Origin of the sequence: Clostridium thailandense (assembly GCF_019207025.1) — a bacterium.
Taxonomy (GTDB): domain Bacteria; phylum Bacillota; class Clostridia; order Clostridiales; family Clostridiaceae; genus Clostridium_AM; species Clostridium_AM thailandense.
Genome location: NZ_JAEEGC010000127.1, coordinates 1 through 16,968 on the forward strand (window position 1 = coordinate 1; position 16,968 = coordinate 16,968).

19 protein-coding genes, 2 tRNA genes, 1 other RNA gene and 2 other annotated features are annotated in these 16,968 nt (G+C 29.5%); of the genes, 2 read left to right on the forward strand and 20 right to left on the reverse strand.

The features are described 5' to 3' along the window. Positions 1-304 precede the first annotated feature (304 nt). Positions 305-514, reverse strand: a binding site (T-box leader). Positions 515-548: 34 nt separating this feature from the next. After that, positions 549-757 (reverse strand) — a binding site (T-box leader). Between the two features lie 199 nt (positions 758-956). From I6U48_RS21740 to sfsA, 6 genes are all read right to left on the reverse strand, one after another. After that, positions 957-1,142, reverse strand: a complete 186-nt coding sequence (locus tag I6U48_RS21740) for a hypothetical protein (RefSeq protein ID WP_218322586.1) — start codon at positions 1,140-1,142, stop codon at positions 957-959. A 181-nt stretch (positions 1,143-1,323) separates the two neighbouring features. Continuing rightward, positions 1,324-1,479: a hypothetical protein gene (locus I6U48_RS21745; protein ID WP_218322587.1), complete on the reverse strand. Its 156-nt coding sequence runs from the start codon at positions 1,477-1,479 to the stop codon at positions 1,324-1,326. Between the two features lie 29 nt (positions 1,480-1,508). Then, positions 1,509-2,291: an EFR1 family ferrodoxin gene (locus I6U48_RS21750; protein ID WP_218322588.1), complete on the reverse strand. Its 783-nt coding sequence runs from the start codon at positions 2,289-2,291 to the stop codon at positions 1,509-1,511. A gap of 207 nt (positions 2,292-2,498) precedes the next feature. After that, positions 2,499-3,185: a beta/alpha barrel domain-containing protein gene (locus I6U48_RS21755; protein ID WP_218322589.1), complete on the reverse strand. Its 687-nt coding sequence runs from the start codon at positions 3,183-3,185 to the stop codon at positions 2,499-2,501. Between the two features lie 153 nt (positions 3,186-3,338). Beyond that, a complete protein-coding gene (locus I6U48_RS21760; protein WP_218322590.1) occupies positions 3,339-3,860 on the reverse strand; it encodes an NAD(+) diphosphatase in 522 nt (173 codons plus the stop codon). A 102-nt stretch (positions 3,861-3,962) separates the two neighbouring features. Next, the gene (sfsA, locus tag I6U48_RS21765; protein WP_218322591.1) at positions 3,963-4,655 is read right to left on the reverse strand and encodes a DNA/RNA nuclease SfsA; all 693 of its coding nucleotides are present in this window, start codon (positions 4,653-4,655) and stop codon (positions 3,963-3,965) included. 245 nt (positions 4,656-4,900) lie between these two features. On the opposite strand from sfsA, the gene ytaF reads away from it, so the two are divergent. Beyond that, positions 4,901-5,542: a sporulation membrane protein YtaF gene (gene ytaF / locus I6U48_RS21770; RefSeq protein WP_218322592.1), complete on the forward strand. Its 642-nt coding sequence runs from the start codon at positions 4,901-4,903 to the stop codon at positions 5,540-5,542. Between the two features lie 39 nt (positions 5,543-5,581). Here the strand turns inward: ytaF and I6U48_RS21775 are convergent, their stop codons facing one another. From I6U48_RS21775 to I6U48_RS21825, 11 genes are all read right to left on the reverse strand, one after another. Beyond that, entirely contained in the window at positions 5,582-5,842 is a 261-nt protein-coding gene (locus I6U48_RS21775) for a pro-sigmaK processing inhibitor BofA family protein (RefSeq protein ID WP_218322593.1), read from the reverse strand. A gap of 115 nt (positions 5,843-5,957) precedes the next feature. Next, positions 5,958-6,230, reverse strand: a complete 273-nt coding sequence (locus tag I6U48_RS21780) for a YaaL family protein (RefSeq protein ID WP_218322594.1) — start codon at positions 6,228-6,230, stop codon at positions 5,958-5,960. A gap of 60 nt (positions 6,231-6,290) precedes the next feature. Beyond that, positions 6,291-6,887: a recombination mediator RecR gene (recR, locus tag I6U48_RS21785; protein ID WP_218322595.1), complete on the reverse strand. Its 597-nt coding sequence runs from the start codon at positions 6,885-6,887 to the stop codon at positions 6,291-6,293. A 59-nt stretch (positions 6,888-6,946) separates the two neighbouring features. Beyond that, the gene (locus tag I6U48_RS21790; protein ID WP_218322596.1) at positions 6,947-7,291 is read right to left on the reverse strand and encodes a YbaB/EbfC family nucleoid-associated protein; all 345 of its coding nucleotides are present in this window, start codon (positions 7,289-7,291) and stop codon (positions 6,947-6,949) included. Between the two features lie 78 nt (positions 7,292-7,369). Beyond that, positions 7,370-9,001, reverse strand: a complete 1,632-nt coding sequence (gene dnaX, locus I6U48_RS21795) for a DNA polymerase III subunit gamma/tau (RefSeq protein ID WP_218322597.1) — start codon at positions 8,999-9,001, stop codon at positions 7,370-7,372. A 156-nt stretch (positions 9,002-9,157) separates the two neighbouring features. Further along, positions 9,158-9,423: signal recognition particle sRNA large type (ffs, locus tag I6U48_RS21800), an RNA gene on the reverse strand. 11 nt (positions 9,424-9,434) lie between these two features. Continuing rightward, a tRNA-Ser gene (locus I6U48_RS21805) sits at positions 9,435-9,524 on the reverse strand. 138 nt (positions 9,525-9,662) lie between these two features. Then, positions 9,663-9,755: transfer RNA gene (locus I6U48_RS21810), tRNA-Ser, on the reverse strand. A gap of 88 nt (positions 9,756-9,843) precedes the next feature. Then, the gene (locus tag I6U48_RS21815) at positions 9,844-10,296 is read right to left on the reverse strand and encodes a nucleoside deaminase (RefSeq protein ID WP_218322598.1); all 453 of its coding nucleotides are present in this window, start codon (positions 10,294-10,296) and stop codon (positions 9,844-9,846) included. 327 nt (positions 10,297-10,623) lie between these two features. Further along, the gene (locus tag I6U48_RS21820; protein WP_218322599.1) at positions 10,624-10,980 is read right to left on the reverse strand and encodes a hypothetical protein; all 357 of its coding nucleotides are present in this window, start codon (positions 10,978-10,980) and stop codon (positions 10,624-10,626) included. Between the two features lie 17 nt (positions 10,981-10,997). Further along, positions 10,998-11,978: a ParM/StbA family protein gene (locus I6U48_RS21825; RefSeq protein ID WP_218322600.1), complete on the reverse strand. Its 981-nt coding sequence runs from the start codon at positions 11,976-11,978 to the stop codon at positions 10,998-11,000. Between the two features lie 210 nt (positions 11,979-12,188). Here I6U48_RS21825 and I6U48_RS21830 point away from each other — a divergent pair, with 210 nt between their 5' ends. Further along, positions 12,189-12,359: a hypothetical protein gene (locus tag I6U48_RS21830; protein ID WP_218322601.1), complete on the forward strand. Its 171-nt coding sequence runs from the start codon at positions 12,189-12,191 to the stop codon at positions 12,357-12,359. A 290-nt stretch (positions 12,360-12,649) separates the two neighbouring features. On the opposite strand, the gene I6U48_RS21835 is transcribed toward I6U48_RS21830, so the two are convergent. The 3 genes from I6U48_RS21835 to I6U48_RS21845 form a co-directional block, all read right to left on the reverse strand. Then, positions 12,650-12,787 (reverse strand): hypothetical protein, encoded by a 138-nt coding sequence (locus I6U48_RS21835; RefSeq protein ID WP_218322602.1) that lies wholly within the window; start codon positions 12,785-12,787, stop codon positions 12,650-12,652. A 97-nt stretch (positions 12,788-12,884) separates the two neighbouring features. Next, positions 12,885-13,040: a cell wall-binding repeat-containing protein gene (locus I6U48_RS21840; protein ID WP_218322603.1), complete on the reverse strand. Its 156-nt coding sequence runs from the start codon at positions 13,038-13,040 to the stop codon at positions 12,885-12,887. A gap of 925 nt (positions 13,041-13,965) precedes the next feature. Continuing rightward, on the reverse strand, positions 13,966-16,365 hold the full coding sequence (locus I6U48_RS21845; protein WP_218322604.1) for a cytidine/deoxycytidylate deaminase family protein: 2,400 nt from the start codon (positions 16,363-16,365) through the stop codon (positions 13,966-13,968). Positions 16,366-16,968: the final 603 nt, after the last annotated feature.

Here is a 16,968-nt window from a genome sequence, read left to right on the forward strand (position 1 = left end):
ATACTTTAATTTTCAACCTTAATAGCCTCCCTTTTTACTTTTATAAAATATAATTTTTTTGATACTACATAGCATTTGCCCCAATTAAATGCTATGTTATATCTGCCCCAACTGAATATTTTTTAAAAATTTAATATTTCATCTACATATTGTTTCACTCATACAGGTGCTGAAACAAATAACTCTTGATGCATTGTATTACCCCCTATTTTTTGTTTTATCAATTTACTACTGTAAAGTTTTACAGTTGCGCAATTTTACATAATTAAAGTGATTTTGGTATAATAAAAGAGCCATCCACCCACATAGGGACGATTGACTCGCGTTGCCACCCTCATTGATTACATATATATACATATACATAATCCTCTCATTTAATAAATAACGGTTTTTTCCGTATTACTCATCGTAATATCCTCTGAGGCGGATTCACAAAAGTTACAGGTATCAGTTCTCACCTACCACTGATTCTCTTAACCTTTACTTATGTTACTATTCTCTTCATCGGAATTATTAAATTTTTATAAAATAAAAAAGCCAATATCCCATATAGGGACGATTGACTCGCGTTGCCACCCTCATTGATTACATATACATACATATACATAATCCTCTCATTAATAAATAACGGTTTTTTCCGTATTACTCATCGTAATATCCTCCGAGGTGGATTCACAAAAGTTGCAGGTATCAGTTCTCACCAACCACTGACTCTCTTAACCTTTACTCATGTTACTATTCTCTTCATTAGATAAATTATATTATCTTTTTAGCTTGTTTTTTATTATAAGTTCTTAACTCTAATATGTCAATACTTTTTTTAAATTTTTTCAATTTAAAGTTTATCAATTTTTTTAACTTGTTTCTTATTATAAATTCTTAATTCTCATATGTCAATACTTTTTTTAATATTTATAATAATATAACTTATACAACATTCAAAGTTTACATAATATTCAATTTGTTTTTATTTTTTTTTCAATTTCTTCAAATAATTTTCTACTGCATTTATCATTTACATAATTTATACAAGTATTGCATCCTTGCGATAAAGCTGTTATATTTGCACTAAAAATATATACTTTGGGTTTATATTCCTCACAATTTTCTGCTACTATAATCTTATCTTGAATTGAAATCATATAACCTCTCCTAAATAATAGTTTTTTAAGTTGTAGTTATAAAGTTCAATATTCTACTTACTTATATAGATATTATTACCGTAAATAAAAATTTAATTCTAAGATAAAAAGTATATTCCAGTAAACTGAAATATACTTTATCCTTGAAAATTATGTAAACTAATAATTATATATTAAGTATTTAATAATTTAAAACTGATTCTGTCTCTGTGCAATATCTTGTAATAATACACTTACCAAGATTTCTTGGACACGATTTACACATACAGTTTTCTGCCTTTCCATCACAATTATTTTTTAATTCAGGACAAGACTTACAATTATTATTTAATATCATACTTTTCTTCCTTTCTAAAAACTTAAAGATTATTTAATTAAATTTAGCATTTTAATTCTATTCTTTTGTATCTGGTCTATCTTTTTTCCCTTGTATCTTATTGCATTTATAGGACATATATATATACATCTTAAACATAACATGCATTGACTATGAAAAATAGCATGACCATTTTCAAATGTTATATTACTTTTAGGACAGTTTCTTAAACACAATCCACATTTCATGCATTCTTCTGAGGAAGTAATATTTTTAGATACTCTAGGTAGTGAATTTCTTAAAAATTTACCATAGACTCTTCCAAATTTCATTCTAATATTAGAATTACACTCCTTTAATCTTTTATTTTCCATAAACAGCTTGATTACTTTTTTAACCTTTTCTGATGACTTTATTAATACTTGGCTTTCTTCTTCTAAACTAGATTTTTTGCCTAAAATAAAATAACGATTATTAGGCATTTTTATGGAAGTTTGTATAAAAATATCATATCCTTTTTCAGTTAAACTTTTCGCCATTGATAATACTGCTGATGACGATTTACCACTCTGAGTTGAATATACAATAGTTTTTATTTTCTTTTTAACATTAGGAAGTTTTCTGAAAAAATTACTTACTATCTTTGGCTCTGTTCCAGAATGTACAGGAGAACCTATTATCATAAAATCATAACATTTTATATTAATTGGCTGTTCTGACTCCATATTTATTAAACTTATATCTACACCATAATATCTAAAATTCTCTTTAATCTTATTAGCTACCCACATTGTGTTTCCGGTGCCACTAAAGTAATACAAAACACCTTTCATCAAATCCCATCTCCCAATATTTATTTATATATTAAAAGTTTAACTCATAAGATACCTACAAAATCTATTTTAAATTTTATAATATTTTTAGACTTAATCGTTTATATTTTCTATACACGCTTTGTGAATTCCTTCTTTCGCACATATCATTAAACATAAAAAAATACATAATACGTCATTTTGTATTATGTATTATTAATAACGAATCTATTCATTATGATATTCCTGAGCATATTTTTCTCTATATGCAATCATTATATCACTTAATATATCTGATGCTGAAGGAGGAGTAAATGTGATCGCATTTGCGCCAGCCTCTATTGTAGCCCTTATAGTTTCCTCATTAGGTCCTCCTGTAGCTATTATCGGAAACTCGGGATACACTTCTCTAATCTTCTTTACTATATAAGCTGTTCTTTTAGCTCCTGAAACATTTAAAATAGTAGCACCTGCTTCTATTCTTTCCTTGATATTCTCATACTCTGATACTACTGAAACTATTATAGGTACATCTATAGTATCTCTCATTTGTCTTATAACATCATTAGGTGTAGGACTATTTACTACAACACCCATAGCTCCTTTAAATTCCGCATCTAGAGCTAAATTTACAACCCTTTTTCCTGTAGTAATACCTCCTCCTACTCCACAAAAAACTGGAATATCTGCTGATAGCATAATTGCTTGAGTTATGAGCGGCTGAGGCGTAAACGGATATACAGCAATAACGGCATCTGCATTTGTGTTTTTTATAACCGCTACATCTGTGCTAAATACAAAGGATTTAAGCCTTTTACCAAATATTCTTATACCACTTGCTTCTCGTATAACATTCGGTACTTGAATCATATGTCTTCTTAGTATTCCCTGTATTTCTGGTACCTGTTTGACCATCTATTTTTCCTCCTCAATAATTATATCCCCTCAGGTTTTAACTTTAAATTTATTACTTAATAATAACATATTTTTACAGAATTATTCAATGATTTATTTGTGTACAACTTGTTAACTATTTTTTAACTTATACTTGTCTTTAACGCAGTGATTTTACTCACATCTGTACGCTATTCCTTCAGTATACCCTAATTCCTTTAAAACTTTCCTAACTATTCTTTTACCTATCTCATCTTCCTTCATTTCACAAAGCGCATCTTCGATATTGCTCCAGTCAACCCATTCAACTTCAGATGATTTTTTTACAATTCCGCTATCATACGTTGCCATAAACGTAAGCATTATTATTTCTTTAGATTCTAAATATTCACTTCCTAGATACTTTATATCTTTTACGCATATTCCTGCTTCTTCAAAAACTTCTCTATGCACGGTATTTTCAACAGTTTCTCCATTAGCCACATAGCCAGATAAAAGCACCTTAGAATCTTTAAATATATAGCTTTGTTTAAGTAATAATATCTTATCTTCTTTTACTATTGCTACTATTACACAGGGCTTAGGGGTATCAAAATACATAATATTATCTACGGTACAGTATGGAACATAACCTTCGTCCCAGCTAGACTTTTCTACTAGTTTTGTACCACAAATTGGACAGTATTTAAATCTCATAATATCACCGCTCCGATTTGAGCAGTTTCACCTCCCTGTATTAAATAAATATATATTAACATTATAGAATATATGATCAAGTCTATTCAACATACTGTAGTTCTATAATTTAATTTGTACCTTATCTTTAATTGTAATATAGTTTTCCCCTACAAAGCAATCATAAGCAAGAATATGTACTCCTTTAATTTTGGAAAGCCTTAACGCTTCTCCGAAATTCCTATCCATTTCATCATATGGGCTAAAATATTTCACACCATCCATTTGAATTAAAAACAGAACCGCAGCTTCTCTACCACTATTTTTAACCTCTATTAATTCCAATAAATGCTTTCTTCCTCTTTCCGTAGGTGCATCTGGAAACATAGCTTTTCCGTCTTCTTCTAATGTTACTCCCTTAACTTCTAAATAGCACTCACCGCCATTGTCATCTGTCAACTTAAAATCAAATCTGCTGTTACCAAAGGTCTTTTCTCTTTCTATTTTAATATAGCGATCTAAAATGCCTATTTTCTTGTTTTTTAATGCCTCTTCTACCACTTTATTAGGTATTTGTGAATCTATATTTATAAATTTATCCCCCTTATATCCACCAATTAAATCATACTTAGTCTTCCTCGATGGACTATTTTCTTCTCTTAGAATTACAGTGCATCCCGGTATTAATATTTCCCTGCATCTCCCGGTGTTTGGTACGTGAACCATACTTTCAATCCCATTTATATCTACATAGGCTTGAAAGCGATTGGGTCTGTGAATAAATTTAGCTAGTATAATATTTTTGTGGATAACCAATATATCATCTCCAGTTTTAAAAATAACACATTTATTTAAATAACTTATCCACATTTATTATATATCTTTATTCGTTTTTTATTAACATTGTGGATTAATTATATACTTTATTTAAACATAAATGCCTTATGTTTTAAACTAAAAATTATTATCCTAATACTTTTATAAATATAACTAAAAAACGTAACTTTATTTTATTTAATGAATATTATATATTTGAACCGCTTTTTAATAGGAGAAGATATATGCATATTTTATCTATACTGCTCTTTGTTATATCTGCTACCCTTGATAATGTTGTTGTTGGAATTGCTTACGGTATAAGAAAGTTAAAAATTTCTGTATCAAGCAATATCTTAATAGCCTTCATATCCTGTGCAGGAACTCTTATATCCATGACAGTAGGTAAATTTATTAGTACTTTCATATGTGAGCGCAGCGAAAATCTTATCGGAAGTTCTATTTTAATACTGCTCGGAATTTGGTTTACAGTTAGTTCTTTTAAAATTAGTGATAAAAAAGATACTTCTATAAATTCCAGCGAAAAACAAAACATGCTAGAATCTTATAAATCTCAATGTGAAGAAATTTTGATAAGCCCTGAAAAAGCCGATAAAGATAACTCAGGATGCATTGACTTGAAAGAATCACTATTTTTAGGATTTGCATTAGCATTAAATAATATGGGACTAGGTATAGGTGCTAGTATAACAGGATTAAGTATAACCTTAACCTCTATTTTTACATTTGTATTTAACTTAACAGCAATACCTATAGGATATATATTAGGCAAAAGATTTTTATCAAGTTTTTTAGAAAATAAGGCTAACTTAATATCTGGAATGATAATAATACTTTTAGGTTTATATCAGTTATTTATAGGTTAAAGATTAAACTAATATCTCTATCAGTTTAATCTTAAAAGGCTACAGAAATAGCTTGAAAATGATCAAGAATATTACTCCTGGTACACCAAAAAAACCAGCAATAAGGGCTGTTATAGCATTGATACCTATATAAAAGTTAAAATGACTTCCAATAAAATTGACTACAACTAACAATAGTACTCCAATTAATCCATTAGCTATTAACTTTAGCAAAACCTTTAGCGGCCAGGCAAATACTTTAACTATTATGTATAAACCAATTATAGAAATTAAAAAATAGCCTATGTATTCAAATTCCAATTATATCCCCCCAATTTTCTTTTTATTAATTTATATTCCATTAAAATAAAAGTATTAATAAAAAAGTGAAAAGTAATAGACTTAAAGCTTTTACTTTTCACTTTTAGTTAGTAAATTAAACTGCACTCAATTCTTTAAGAGAATCTTTTTCTGTAGCTTTTAAACCATTTTTCTTAGCTTCATTAAGCAAGAACATATATCGTGCCTTTGCAGCTTCTTCTCTATATATTGCATAATCTATAAGCCTTGGGTCATCAACAGAATTAAAATATTCTCTAGCAACTTCTAAATCTTCTCGTGCTTTTTCTATAGAATTTAACAATTTTTTTTGTTCAGATGTATATTTTGATTTTCTAATTAGCAAACTAGCAATAGTTTTTTTATTCATAATAAACCTCCTATTCTACATCGTATTATGATAATTGACATAAAATAGGATTATTATACGCTATATTTCTACCCTTCCCTCTAGTGCCTTTGATAAAGTCACCTCGTCTGCATACTCTAAATCGCCACCTACTGGTATGCCATGAGCTATTCTTGTTACCTTAGCTCCTAATGGCCTTAATATCTTTGCTATATACATTGCAGTTGCTTCTCCTTCTATATTTGGATTTGTAGCAACTATTACTTCTTTTATTTCTCCATTTATTCTTCTTATAAGCTCTTTCAATTTTATATCTTCAGGGCCTCTTCCTGCCATAGGAGAAATGTTACCGTGAAGAACATGATAAACTCCGTTAAATTCTTTAACTTTTTCCATTGATATTATGTCTTTAGGCTGCTCTACTACACATATTAAGCTTTTATCTCTATTAGGATTAGAACATACTGCACAAGGGTCTTTATCTGTAAAATTGCCACAAATTGAGCAATATTTTATTGTTCCCCTCGCTTTAATCAATGCTTCAGCAAACTCTTTAACTTCTTCACCAGGTAAGTTCAATACATGAAGAGTAAGTCTTTGGGCTGTCTTATATCCTATACCCGGAAGCTTAGCAAATTCTTCAATTAATTTTTCTATTGCAATTGGATAAAAATCCACAAGTATCACCTCAATTTTAAAACCCCATCTTTTATAGATGGGGCAATTGTTATTGTGCTTTAAAACATTCCTGGAATATTTAATCCACCTGTTAACTTTTTCATTTCTGCTGCAGTTTCTTCTTCTGCTCTTTTTAGTGCTTCATTACATGCAGTTAAAATTAAATCTTGGAGCATTTCTATATCATCTGGATCTACAACTTCTGGCTTTAGTTTTATATCAACTATTTGTTTTTTGCCAGTTACAACTGCTGTTACTGCTCCACCGCCAACGGTAGCTGAAAATTCCTTATTTTCAAGTTCATTTTGCATATCTTCCATTTGTTTCTGGAATTTCTGTGCTTGCTTCATTATATTATTCATATTTCCCCCGCCACCAAAGTTAGGGAACCCACCTTTAGCCATACTTAATTCCTCCTCGGCATAATTAATTCAGTTTTAATTATATCATATTTTTACAAATTTAAATCAATACTTTTAGTATTATTCATCTACTATTTTAATTAAATCTTCACCAAAAGCATCTTTTAACAATTGTTCTGGAGATTTTGATATTCCACCTATCTCATCTCCATCTATATTATACTGTATTTTTACTTTTTCTTTTAATACTTCTGCAAATACATCTTCAACTGTCTTTCTATTCTCTTCCCTTTCTAATCTCTGTTTGTTAAAAGAATAGCTTTTATCATATCTTATTATTATTACCCCATTCTTACAGCTGCTCACTTCTCCTGTAACCAAGGCAGCATATAAAACCATATTTCTTCTTGCTTTAAATGATTCTAATATATCTTTCCATCTCTTTTTCACTATATCTAGTGTCAACTTAGAATATACATTTTCCTCTAGTATAGGTACTGTAGTTTCTTTTATTTTGTTTTCCTGTAGTCTAGCCTTATTTTCTTTTTTATCATAATTAGATGTACTAATAGCGGTCTTTTCATAGCTTACTTTTATTTCTCCCTCTTTTAACGCTTCCTCTAATTTATTTAGTCTCGCAAGTATTACTTCCTTTGAGGTATCATACTCAATTTTGCACATTTTTATCACTGCAAGTTCTAAATATATCCTACTTTGTTTAGTCCATTTAGATTGCTCTTCTGCGTCCTGAAGTATTCTAATATCTCTCATTATTTCTTCTATTCTTATTTTTTGCCCCTGATCTTTTAAAAGCTCTATATTTTCTTCTGACATATCTAAAACATCTTCTGGATCTTTGCTTACCTTTACCATAAGAAGATTTCTCATATGTGTTATCATCTCTTTTATAAAGTTATATATATCTTTTCCACTAAGAACTATATCATCTACAATTCTCATAGAGCCTTCTACATCTTTTTCTATAATCTCATTAGTAAGCTTTATCAAATTTTCATTTGTGACTAGACCAAGCATACTTATAACCCCGTCATATTCAACCTTTCCACCGCCCATAGAAATAGCCTGATCCAGTATGCTCAGTGCATCTCTCATAGCTCCATCACACATTCTAGCTATTAAACTTAAACTTCTATCATCTGCAAATACCCCTTGATCTGTAACTATTTTTCTAAGTCTTTCAAGCATATCTGAACCTTTAATTCTTCTAAAATCAAATTTTTGGCACCTAGAAAGAATAGTTACTGGCAGCTTCTGAGGATCAGTAGTAGCAAGAATAAAGATTACATTTGAAGGAGGTTCTTCTAATGTTTTTAAAAAGGCATTAACTGCCTGTGGCGTAAGCATATGAACCTCATCCATTATATATACTTTATATTTACCTTCTTGTGGTGGATACTTTACGTTTTCTATAACATCTTTTATATCTTCTAGATTTCTTTTAGAAGCAGCATCCATCTCGATTACATCGATAGCTAGACCCATATTTATCTTTTTACACATTTCACATTCATTGCAAGGCTCGCCATCTCTTAGATCAAGGCAGTTTACTGCCTTTGAAAATATTTTAGCAGTAGATGTCTTACCTGTTCCCCTTGTTCCTGAAAAAAGATAAGCATGTGCAATTCTACTATTTTTTATTTGATTTTTAAGTGTTACAGTTATATGCTTTTGACCAACCACATCTTCAAAAATCTTAGGTCTCCATTCTCTATATAATGCAGTATAAGACACTTAAATCACCTTCTTTAATTTGTTTAGACACTATAATAATTATACTCTATATATAAGTTTCATAGTTAACAATAAATTTAGTTCATAAAATAAACTTAAATATAATAAAAAAGACACCTTTCTAGGTATCTTCATATAAACAATATAATATTAAAGTCGTGCACCTCGCTTCGGCTAATAAAATATGAGCGTTACCCATATAGTTAACTCAAACCAGGTTGATCCACGGCACACGAAAATGGTCACTTACCGCTGCTTCCTTCCGGATCTGACGGGGTTCATGAGTTTCCGTTGCGTGGGACCCAATTCTCAACGCCACTTTTATGGGCCAGACCCCACATTTTATAGTCTAAGCGAGGAATTCAATCCTGCTATAGCGGATTGCAGGTTACAGGGCACCGCTAACTCCCCATCTAGCACGACAAAGTTCTATTGGCGGACAGAAGGGGATTCGAACCCCTGGTAGAGTTTCCCCTACACACGCTTTCCAGGCGTGCTCCTTCAACCACTCGGACATCTCTCCATATGCTATACTCATCAATAATATTAAATTGTTTCACCTATGGTTTTTCATAGGAACAAGAATTATTATACTATTAAAGCTACAACAATTCAACATGTTTATAAAAATTATTTGCAAGCAATTATTGGCTTAATTACCTGGCGGAGAGAGGGGGATTCGAACCCCCGGTACGGCTATAAACCGTACAATTGATTTCGAGTCAATCACCTTCGACCACTCGGACATCTCTCCTCATTATAAATATGACACTAATAAATTATACATTTATTTTCCATTAAAAACAATATCCCATTTCCATCAAAAGAAAAAACATTATATTTTAATCCTTTTTCATCCTCCTTATTCTAAAAAAATCCTTTAAAATGTCACTACATTCTTCATTATACAGCCATGATACATCAGTATAACTATTTATATATCTATTTTGCAATACGTTTATTACAGAACCACAGGCTCCTATAGTAGGATCGAAAGTTCCAATATATACTTTACTAATTCTTGCTTGCAATATTGCACCTGCACACATAGGACATGGCTCTAAAGTCACATACATATTGCATCCATTGAGTCTCCAATTATTTATCACATCTGCTGCCTTTTTAATTGCAATAACTTCTGCATGAGCTGTAGGATCATTTAAACTCTCTCTTAAATTATGAGCCCTTGCTATAATTATATTGTCCTTTACTATTACTGCTCCTACAGGCACTTCTCCTAATGATAGTGCTATCTTTGCTTCATTAATTGCTTCTATTATAAAACTTTCTTCCATGAAATATTTCCTCTTTTTATTATTTAAGATATTAATAAAATAACAGAGTTTTTATAATTTATCAATCTAAACCTTTTTCTTTCGGATTATCATTTATAGTCAGATAATATAAAAACTTTAAAGTGTACTAATACTTAAATCGTTGATTTAAAATTCATATAAAAAAATAAAGCCCTCAATAGGGCTTCTTAAATAGGATTTTAATTTAGGGGGTATTAAATAATTATTTTAAAGTACATTTATATTATAGACAAGTCTCCGTAATCTATACAGCCATCAAGAAAAAATAATTATGTTATCTGCAAGTTCTGCTATTTCAATAATTTTTTAATCTTCATCTATAGGAATATCGTCTAAATTACTCTCCAAAGTATTCATATTTGTTTTAATCTCGTTTATAAGTAATTTTTCTTCTTCAACTTTTTCAGATTCTTCTAAACCTAAAGTTACGGTACTATTCACTTGAATAAAGCTTTTAAGTCTATCATCAATTAATTTTTTTATAGTTTCCAAATTATATGTTTCTTCAAGTTCCTTATGCCTTTCATAAAATCTAATGGCTTCGCAAATGTAATCTGTAATTATAAAAGCTTCATTTTCATTCTTTTTACTTTCTAATAATTTTCTTATATCTACGTTTTTTTTAGAAAATGTAAGAACCAATGAGCCTGGTCTCTTTGCCATGATGCTCCACCCCTTTTCTAGGCAATGTATTTCTTATAAGCAATCTTATATAAGCCTTCTACAGTACTCCATTGTGGCTCACTAGCTATAAATGCACTAGGAATCTTTTGTTTTATAGCATCAACAAGCTTTTGTGTTGTACCACCTACAAATACTAGACCGTCTAGTTCATCTATATGGAATCCATGCCTATTAATCTCCTCACAAGCTTCGTCAAAAAAACGTTCTTTACTTCTTTTAATAACTTCTTTACTGCCTTCGTCTACTTGTCCAAACTTAGATAAATATCCCATTTCTAATGCTCTTTCAGCTACATCAAACTTGACTATATTGCCATTCTTATAGCTGCTTAGATCATCTGCTATATAGTTAGTTAACTTTGTAGCACCAAACTCTTCTACAAATCTATCTGAAGTTGGAGATAAGCAAGCTCCGTTAGTATAGAGTGAAAAAGTGAAATTTAGACCACCAAAATCAACTACACCAATTCTCTTATCTTTAAATATATGTGGTGACAAGTAAACTATTCCTGATCCTTCAGCCTTTATCATAATATCAACAATTTCAAAGCTATAGTTATTTCCGTCTACATTTATATTTATCTCACCATTTCCTTTTATAAACTCTTTATATTCTTGTTTTGCTTTTTCAACTTTTAAGACGCTTATCGGACAAGCAAGAACCATATGAACCTTATTACACCTTGTACCTGGCTCTAAAAATTGAGTTATTGCAGTATATGTACATATCTGGTGTAAGAATATTGTCTTAGAAGTTTCATAACTCTTTGTTTCTCCTTGCTCTCCAACAATCAATTCTTGTCCATTAAATAAAACTCTGTAAGAATTACCTTCAACATCTATATATCCATTGCTTAAGTCATACATCTTTGTTCTAATATTGATTTTTTTTAGATCGCTAGCTGTTCCCCTAGTGTTTCTTCCCATTGCCTTAATAGCATATTTTCCAGCATCTAATGCAATTACATACTCCTGCATTTTATAACCCCTCCCATTTTTTTCCTGTATATACATTGTATTACAAATGCACCTACAAATCAATTATTTTTTGTTAAAATAGTAATATTTTATATATATAATGTATCTATAACGTATCTTCAATGTATCTTCTTGAAAAATAAAATTATATACACATGTATGTATATGCGTTATAATTGTTATATACTTACATTTTTAGGAGGTATTTCTATGGATATTGAAAAGGTTACTCACTCAAAACGAGTTAGGTTTAATACTACTTTAAATCAATGGATACTAATAAAGTTAAAAGTACTTGCTGCAGCACAACAGAAAAATGTTAATGACTTAATAGAAGAACTAGCCCTTGAATACATAAAAAAAAGCTTCGATATAAATTAAAGTCAGAAGATCAAATAATACGCTGTTCATGTTCTTCATTGACATTCTAACTACAAACAACCTTTAAGGATAAATCAAAAAATAATAAAGCCTTGTAAACTTAGTGTTTACAAGGCTTTAAACTTAGTGCGCCCAAGAGGAATCGAACCCACGGTGATCTCTCCCCTTAGGAATACATTGATTGTGAATTAATACCACATATATTCAAGTTTTAATATCATCTTTTATCTTCTCTTTCTAAATTTCGTTCTTATGCTTCACTACTGTCACTCATGGTATGCTAGTTCTGATTATAAAGCTTGATTTTCAGTTCCATCAACATTAACTTTGTATTTGAGACTACTGTCATCAGTATAAAGTTTACCATAATCTTTACTATAATAAATCCAACCATTTTCCACTTTAAGTATTTTCACTGTTGGAAGCATAAAATATGCTTTATTATTAAATGCATAGTTTAAATCATACTGCTCGTAATCTTTTTTAGTTAAGCTTAATAACCTAGTACATGAAGTTCCATCTCTATTAATCTTGTATATTCTGAGGTACTACCCCTGTCCCTCCAATGATGAATACTTGTTTTGCTCCTAATCTTTTTAACTCGCTCTCAACTCTAGCATCTAGCGTTTGTCCAAGGCTTAATAATATTGGAGCATTATATTTAACCGATATATGCCACAATATTTCCTTGCCTTTGAAGTTACAATTGTTCTTATAAATGGCAAGCATCTAAGTGATACTATATAAGAATTATTTTATTAAGTTTGTGTTTTACTATCTATACATTGCATTGTAATTGTACCTACAAATCAATTATTCCTTGTTTAAATGGTAATTTTTGTATATACAATCTATAGTTAACGTATCTACAATACATTACTCAAAGCAATAAAACAGTATACACATATATGTATATACGTCATGATTGTTATATACTTATGTCTTTCTATTAATACTTTTCTTAATGAATTGCAACTTGTTCTCATGATCCATTATAGTTCTAACAAAAATGAAGAATTTAACGACAACCGTTTCCATTATTAGTTAAATTATAAATATTTCAAAATAACCAAAAGCCTTGCAATTACTATAATTACAAGGCTTAAAACTTGGTGCGCCCGAGAGGAATCGAACCCCCGGCACGCGGTTTAGGAATGTGGGTGTTTAGTTTTTTTATGTTAAATCAACTTATCGCATCCTTTGATATATTAGTATCTTACAGATTAAGCTTGTCTTATTTTATTTTTGGGTACTATTTTGAGTTAGTAGTACCCAAATGGAACCCAATGGGTACTATTTATTTTTATATATTCTCTAGCTAATTTTCTTAAGCTATCTTGCAACAAGCACCTTCAATTTTAAGTCATCAGACAAAGTTTTGATAAGACACTCCTTAACTATTCTATGATAAACAACCTAAAATTTTATGCAAATCCCAGTGCAAAAATAAGAGCACAAACAATAAATATTACTGTTTGTGTTCTTATTTAATGTCTAATAAAATATAATTTGATACCATAAAAATACCTTACTTAGTCACCTTCCATATTGAATCCCCCTACCTATTGTTAAATTTATGATAACATGTCTGCTATTTCAAATCAAGTTATGTAAATCTCCATTCAATGCTGTAGCTATAAAATAAATTCGGTTTTACTTTCTCTAATTCATATATCTCATAATCTCCCTCTTCTGTCTTTTTCAATTCAATCTCTTCAAACTTATTTTGCATAAGTAAATCTGCATATTCTATGCCACGCACACCTTCAACTAGATTTTTGCTTTTAGGGACACTGAGTCTTAATGTAAGTTTATCAGTTTTATTTTTGACTCTATGTGAGAAATAAGGCTCCATGATTTTCTTTTCATCTTTCACATCTGTTCTTATCTTATATTTTATGTGTTCTCCTTTACTAAGTGTTTTATCAAAATCAATTGTATATTGATAATATGCTTCTTTTTTAACCCCTTCAATTAAATTACATTTCGGATCTGAACTAATTAATTTTGTACCATCATATGAACTCCCAGTCCAAATCATCATTTTATTTATTTTTTTCAATTCATCCTTTAAAATTTCCACTTCTACTTCTCTTAAGCATACAATCTTACTTCTAGAATCGAATACAAAATCTAATTTAATATCATTGTACTTTATATCCTTAACATCTAAATCCGACTTTTTTAGGTTATTATAATTTTTAGCTTCATTCTTACAGCTTACACCACTTGCTAGTTCTAATTCATCTTTTAAAGCCATCCTTGTACCGTATAAAGCAAGATAAGCATTTCCAATAGCACCTGAAAATAACATCATATTAGGATTATTTTCATTTCCAAACTTTAATATATGTTTCTGTGATATTCCTGGATATGGATCTATGTAATATATTTCTCTAATTCCTAACTGATATGCTTTCTTTGCACATAACTCACAAGGACTAGCCGTAGTAAAAAGTTTTCCATTTAAAACACCTTGTCCACCATATTTCGAAATCTGTAAAAATGCATTTTCTTCGGCATGAAGTGCTCTAGTATATACCTGATTTTTAGAATTCTCAATCCCATTATAAATATCTTTAAAACAGTATGAGAAAGTTTTTCCTTTTAATTTTTCATCGGAAATTTTACTATTTAAACTTGTCATCACATTTTGAAATTTTTTATCACATAATTCATAATCACTAAATGTTTCATTATCTCTGTTTAAGCAATAGCTTTTCACATCTCTTAAATTGCATGGTATTTGCCCTTTAGGAACATCATTCCATCCAATAGATTTAATTGAAAAATCTTCTCCTGTCACAACAGCCCCTACTTGCCTTGAAAGACATCCTGAACTATATTTCGTATTATATGCTAACTGCATACACCTTTCTACATGTGTCGGTGTAACAAGACCTGGATGAAGCATTAATGCAATATACCTTAATACTTGTGTTGTTAACTCATAGTACTTTGAATTTTCAATGTCAGGATTAAATATATGAATATCCGCAATTTCTAAACATTGTTGTATATTCTGATGATAAAATAACTCTTGAGGTTTATCTGTTTTAGATGGATATTCAACTTGGTCTAAATTCATTAATTCTTCTCTATCGATTTTTAATCGATTTAATCGATTTATCCTATCCTTATCCTCAGTACTTACTGCTACAAGATAAAATGCTCTATATCTATCTCTTAAATAATATGCTTCAAAAGGATTTCTAATTGCATCTATACATATTCTCACGCTTTTTTCTTTTTTATTCTTCTTATATTGATTAATAATTTTTATAATACTGTTCATTCTAGAGACTAGACTATAATAATTTTCTGCATTAAATTCCTCGCTATATGGATCTCCAGAACTCCTAATATTATTTCCGATTTTTTGCATTAAATATGTATATAAATGATATTTTATCATTTTTTTTTCTTCTAGCCTTGACTTTTTAATTTCATAGCATGAATACTCTGATAACATATCCTTTATTCTGTTTTTATAATCTATAATTATTTTGGTATAAAAATTAAAGTATTTATCAACTTTTTCCTCATCCGAATATATAAAACTCTTAATATCGGCCAATGAATAATTCTTCATCTCCTCGATCATATAATTTAATTCAGCTATATTTTGCTTAACTTTTTCAAATTCAGCTATATTAAGAATTTTTTTATCTTTCTCTTGTAACAACTCTTCTAAATATTTTATTAATTCATCAATACTCCTTTCTAGTACAAACGATAAAATAATACTACTTACTTCAATTACTACAAATTCACTCCACTTATTACCTTTATCCATAAATCTTTTAATAATACTATATTTACGTTCATCTGAATTTCTAAAATCATGTGTCTTTAAATCCCAAAGATCTAAGTCATCAATCTTTTTTTTTCTTAATATGCTTGCAACAGTAGAGCATCCTGAACCAGTTCTTCCAGTTAAACCAACTAATATCAATCTTTCTCTCTCTTTATAAACTGTGTCAATTGCCACATTTAAATTATCCATATTATCCCCCCTATCAAGTAATAATCTTAAGTTCTTATCTGAAAATTAAGAAGGTTTTTTCTTTTAAACTTGCCTTCTTTTGTTTTCTAAGTTTTATCTTACATTAATACCACTATTTTATAATTTCTCTACAAGTTTTGAATTTCCTCTAATAACTAGGAAATAATGAATTAAAAGTTTTATTTTTCCTCATACACTTCTATTCCAATAGATAACATTACCTAACTCTGTCCCTAATAACTTATTCCCCTTACTCTTACTTATTTCTTTATTAATTGTTTTTATACGATACCTATTAAATTCTTTTGGCAAGTCTTCCGCTCTCTTCAATTATCTTCTAATCAATCTACTTGTTTTAGTTACCCCAATAACTTTAATTTTTTTATATTCTAAATAACTCTTTCTTGAATATTTTTAGATGATTCTAATTTATATCATTCAATGTAAGCAATTCCTTAAAACTTTGAACAACTTTTTATGACATAAAAAACATCCATGTAGTATTGTATTATTGATTTTTGAACACTCATATAATGTATTTTTTGACATTATAGATAAAAAAATTTATTTTATGCTCTATTATAGAAATTCAAGTCAAAGAAT

Bases quoted from the DNA above. Each gene is read 5' to 3' on its own strand.
- I6U48_RS21740 (WP_218322586.1), bottom strand. From the start codon at position 1,142: ATGATTTCAATTCAAGATAAGATTATAGTAGCAGAAAATTGTGAGGAA.
- I6U48_RS21745 (WP_218322587.1), bottom strand. From the start codon at position 1,479: ATGATATTAAATAATAATTGTAAGTCTTGTCCTGAATTAAAAAATAAT.
- I6U48_RS21750 (WP_218322588.1), bottom strand. From the start codon at position 2,291: ATGAAAGGTGTTTTGTATTACTTTAGTGGCACCGGAAACACAATGTGG.
- I6U48_RS21755 (WP_218322589.1), bottom strand. From the start codon at position 3,185: ATGGTCAAACAGGTACCAGAAATACAGGGAATACTAAGAAGACATATG.
- I6U48_RS21760 (WP_218322590.1), bottom strand. From the start codon at position 3,860: ATGAGATTTAAATACTGTCCAATTTGTGGTACAAAACTAGTAGAAAAG.
- ytaF (WP_218322592.1), top strand. From the start codon at position 4,901: ATGCATATTTTATCTATACTGCTCTTTGTTATATCTGCTACCCTTGAT.
- I6U48_RS21780 (WP_218322594.1), bottom strand. From the start codon at position 6,230: ATGAATAAAAAAACTATTGCTAGTTTGCTAATTAGAAAATCAAAATAT.
- I6U48_RS21790 (WP_218322596.1), bottom strand. From the start codon at position 7,291: ATGGCTAAAGGTGGGTTCCCTAACTTTGGTGGCGGGGGAAATATGAAT.
- I6U48_RS21815 (WP_218322598.1), bottom strand. From the start codon at position 10,296: ATGGAAGAAAGTTTTATAATAGAAGCAATTAATGAAGCAAAGATAGCA.
- I6U48_RS21820 (WP_218322599.1), bottom strand. From the start codon at position 10,980: ATGGCAAAGAGACCAGGCTCATTGGTTCTTACATTTTCTAAAAAAAAC.
- I6U48_RS21825 (WP_218322600.1), bottom strand. From the start codon at position 11,978: ATGCAGGAGTATGTAATTGCATTAGATGCTGGAAAATATGCTATTAAG.
- I6U48_RS21830 (WP_218322601.1), top strand. From the start codon at position 12,189: ATGGATATTGAAAAGGTTACTCACTCAAAACGAGTTAGGTTTAATACT.
- I6U48_RS21835 (WP_218322602.1), bottom strand. From the start codon at position 12,787: ATGCTTCCAACAGTGAAAATACTTAAAGTGGAAAATGGTTGGATTTAT.
- I6U48_RS21845 (WP_218322604.1), bottom strand. From the start codon at position 16,365: ATGGATAATTTAAATGTGGCAATTGACACAGTTTATAAAGAGAGAGAA.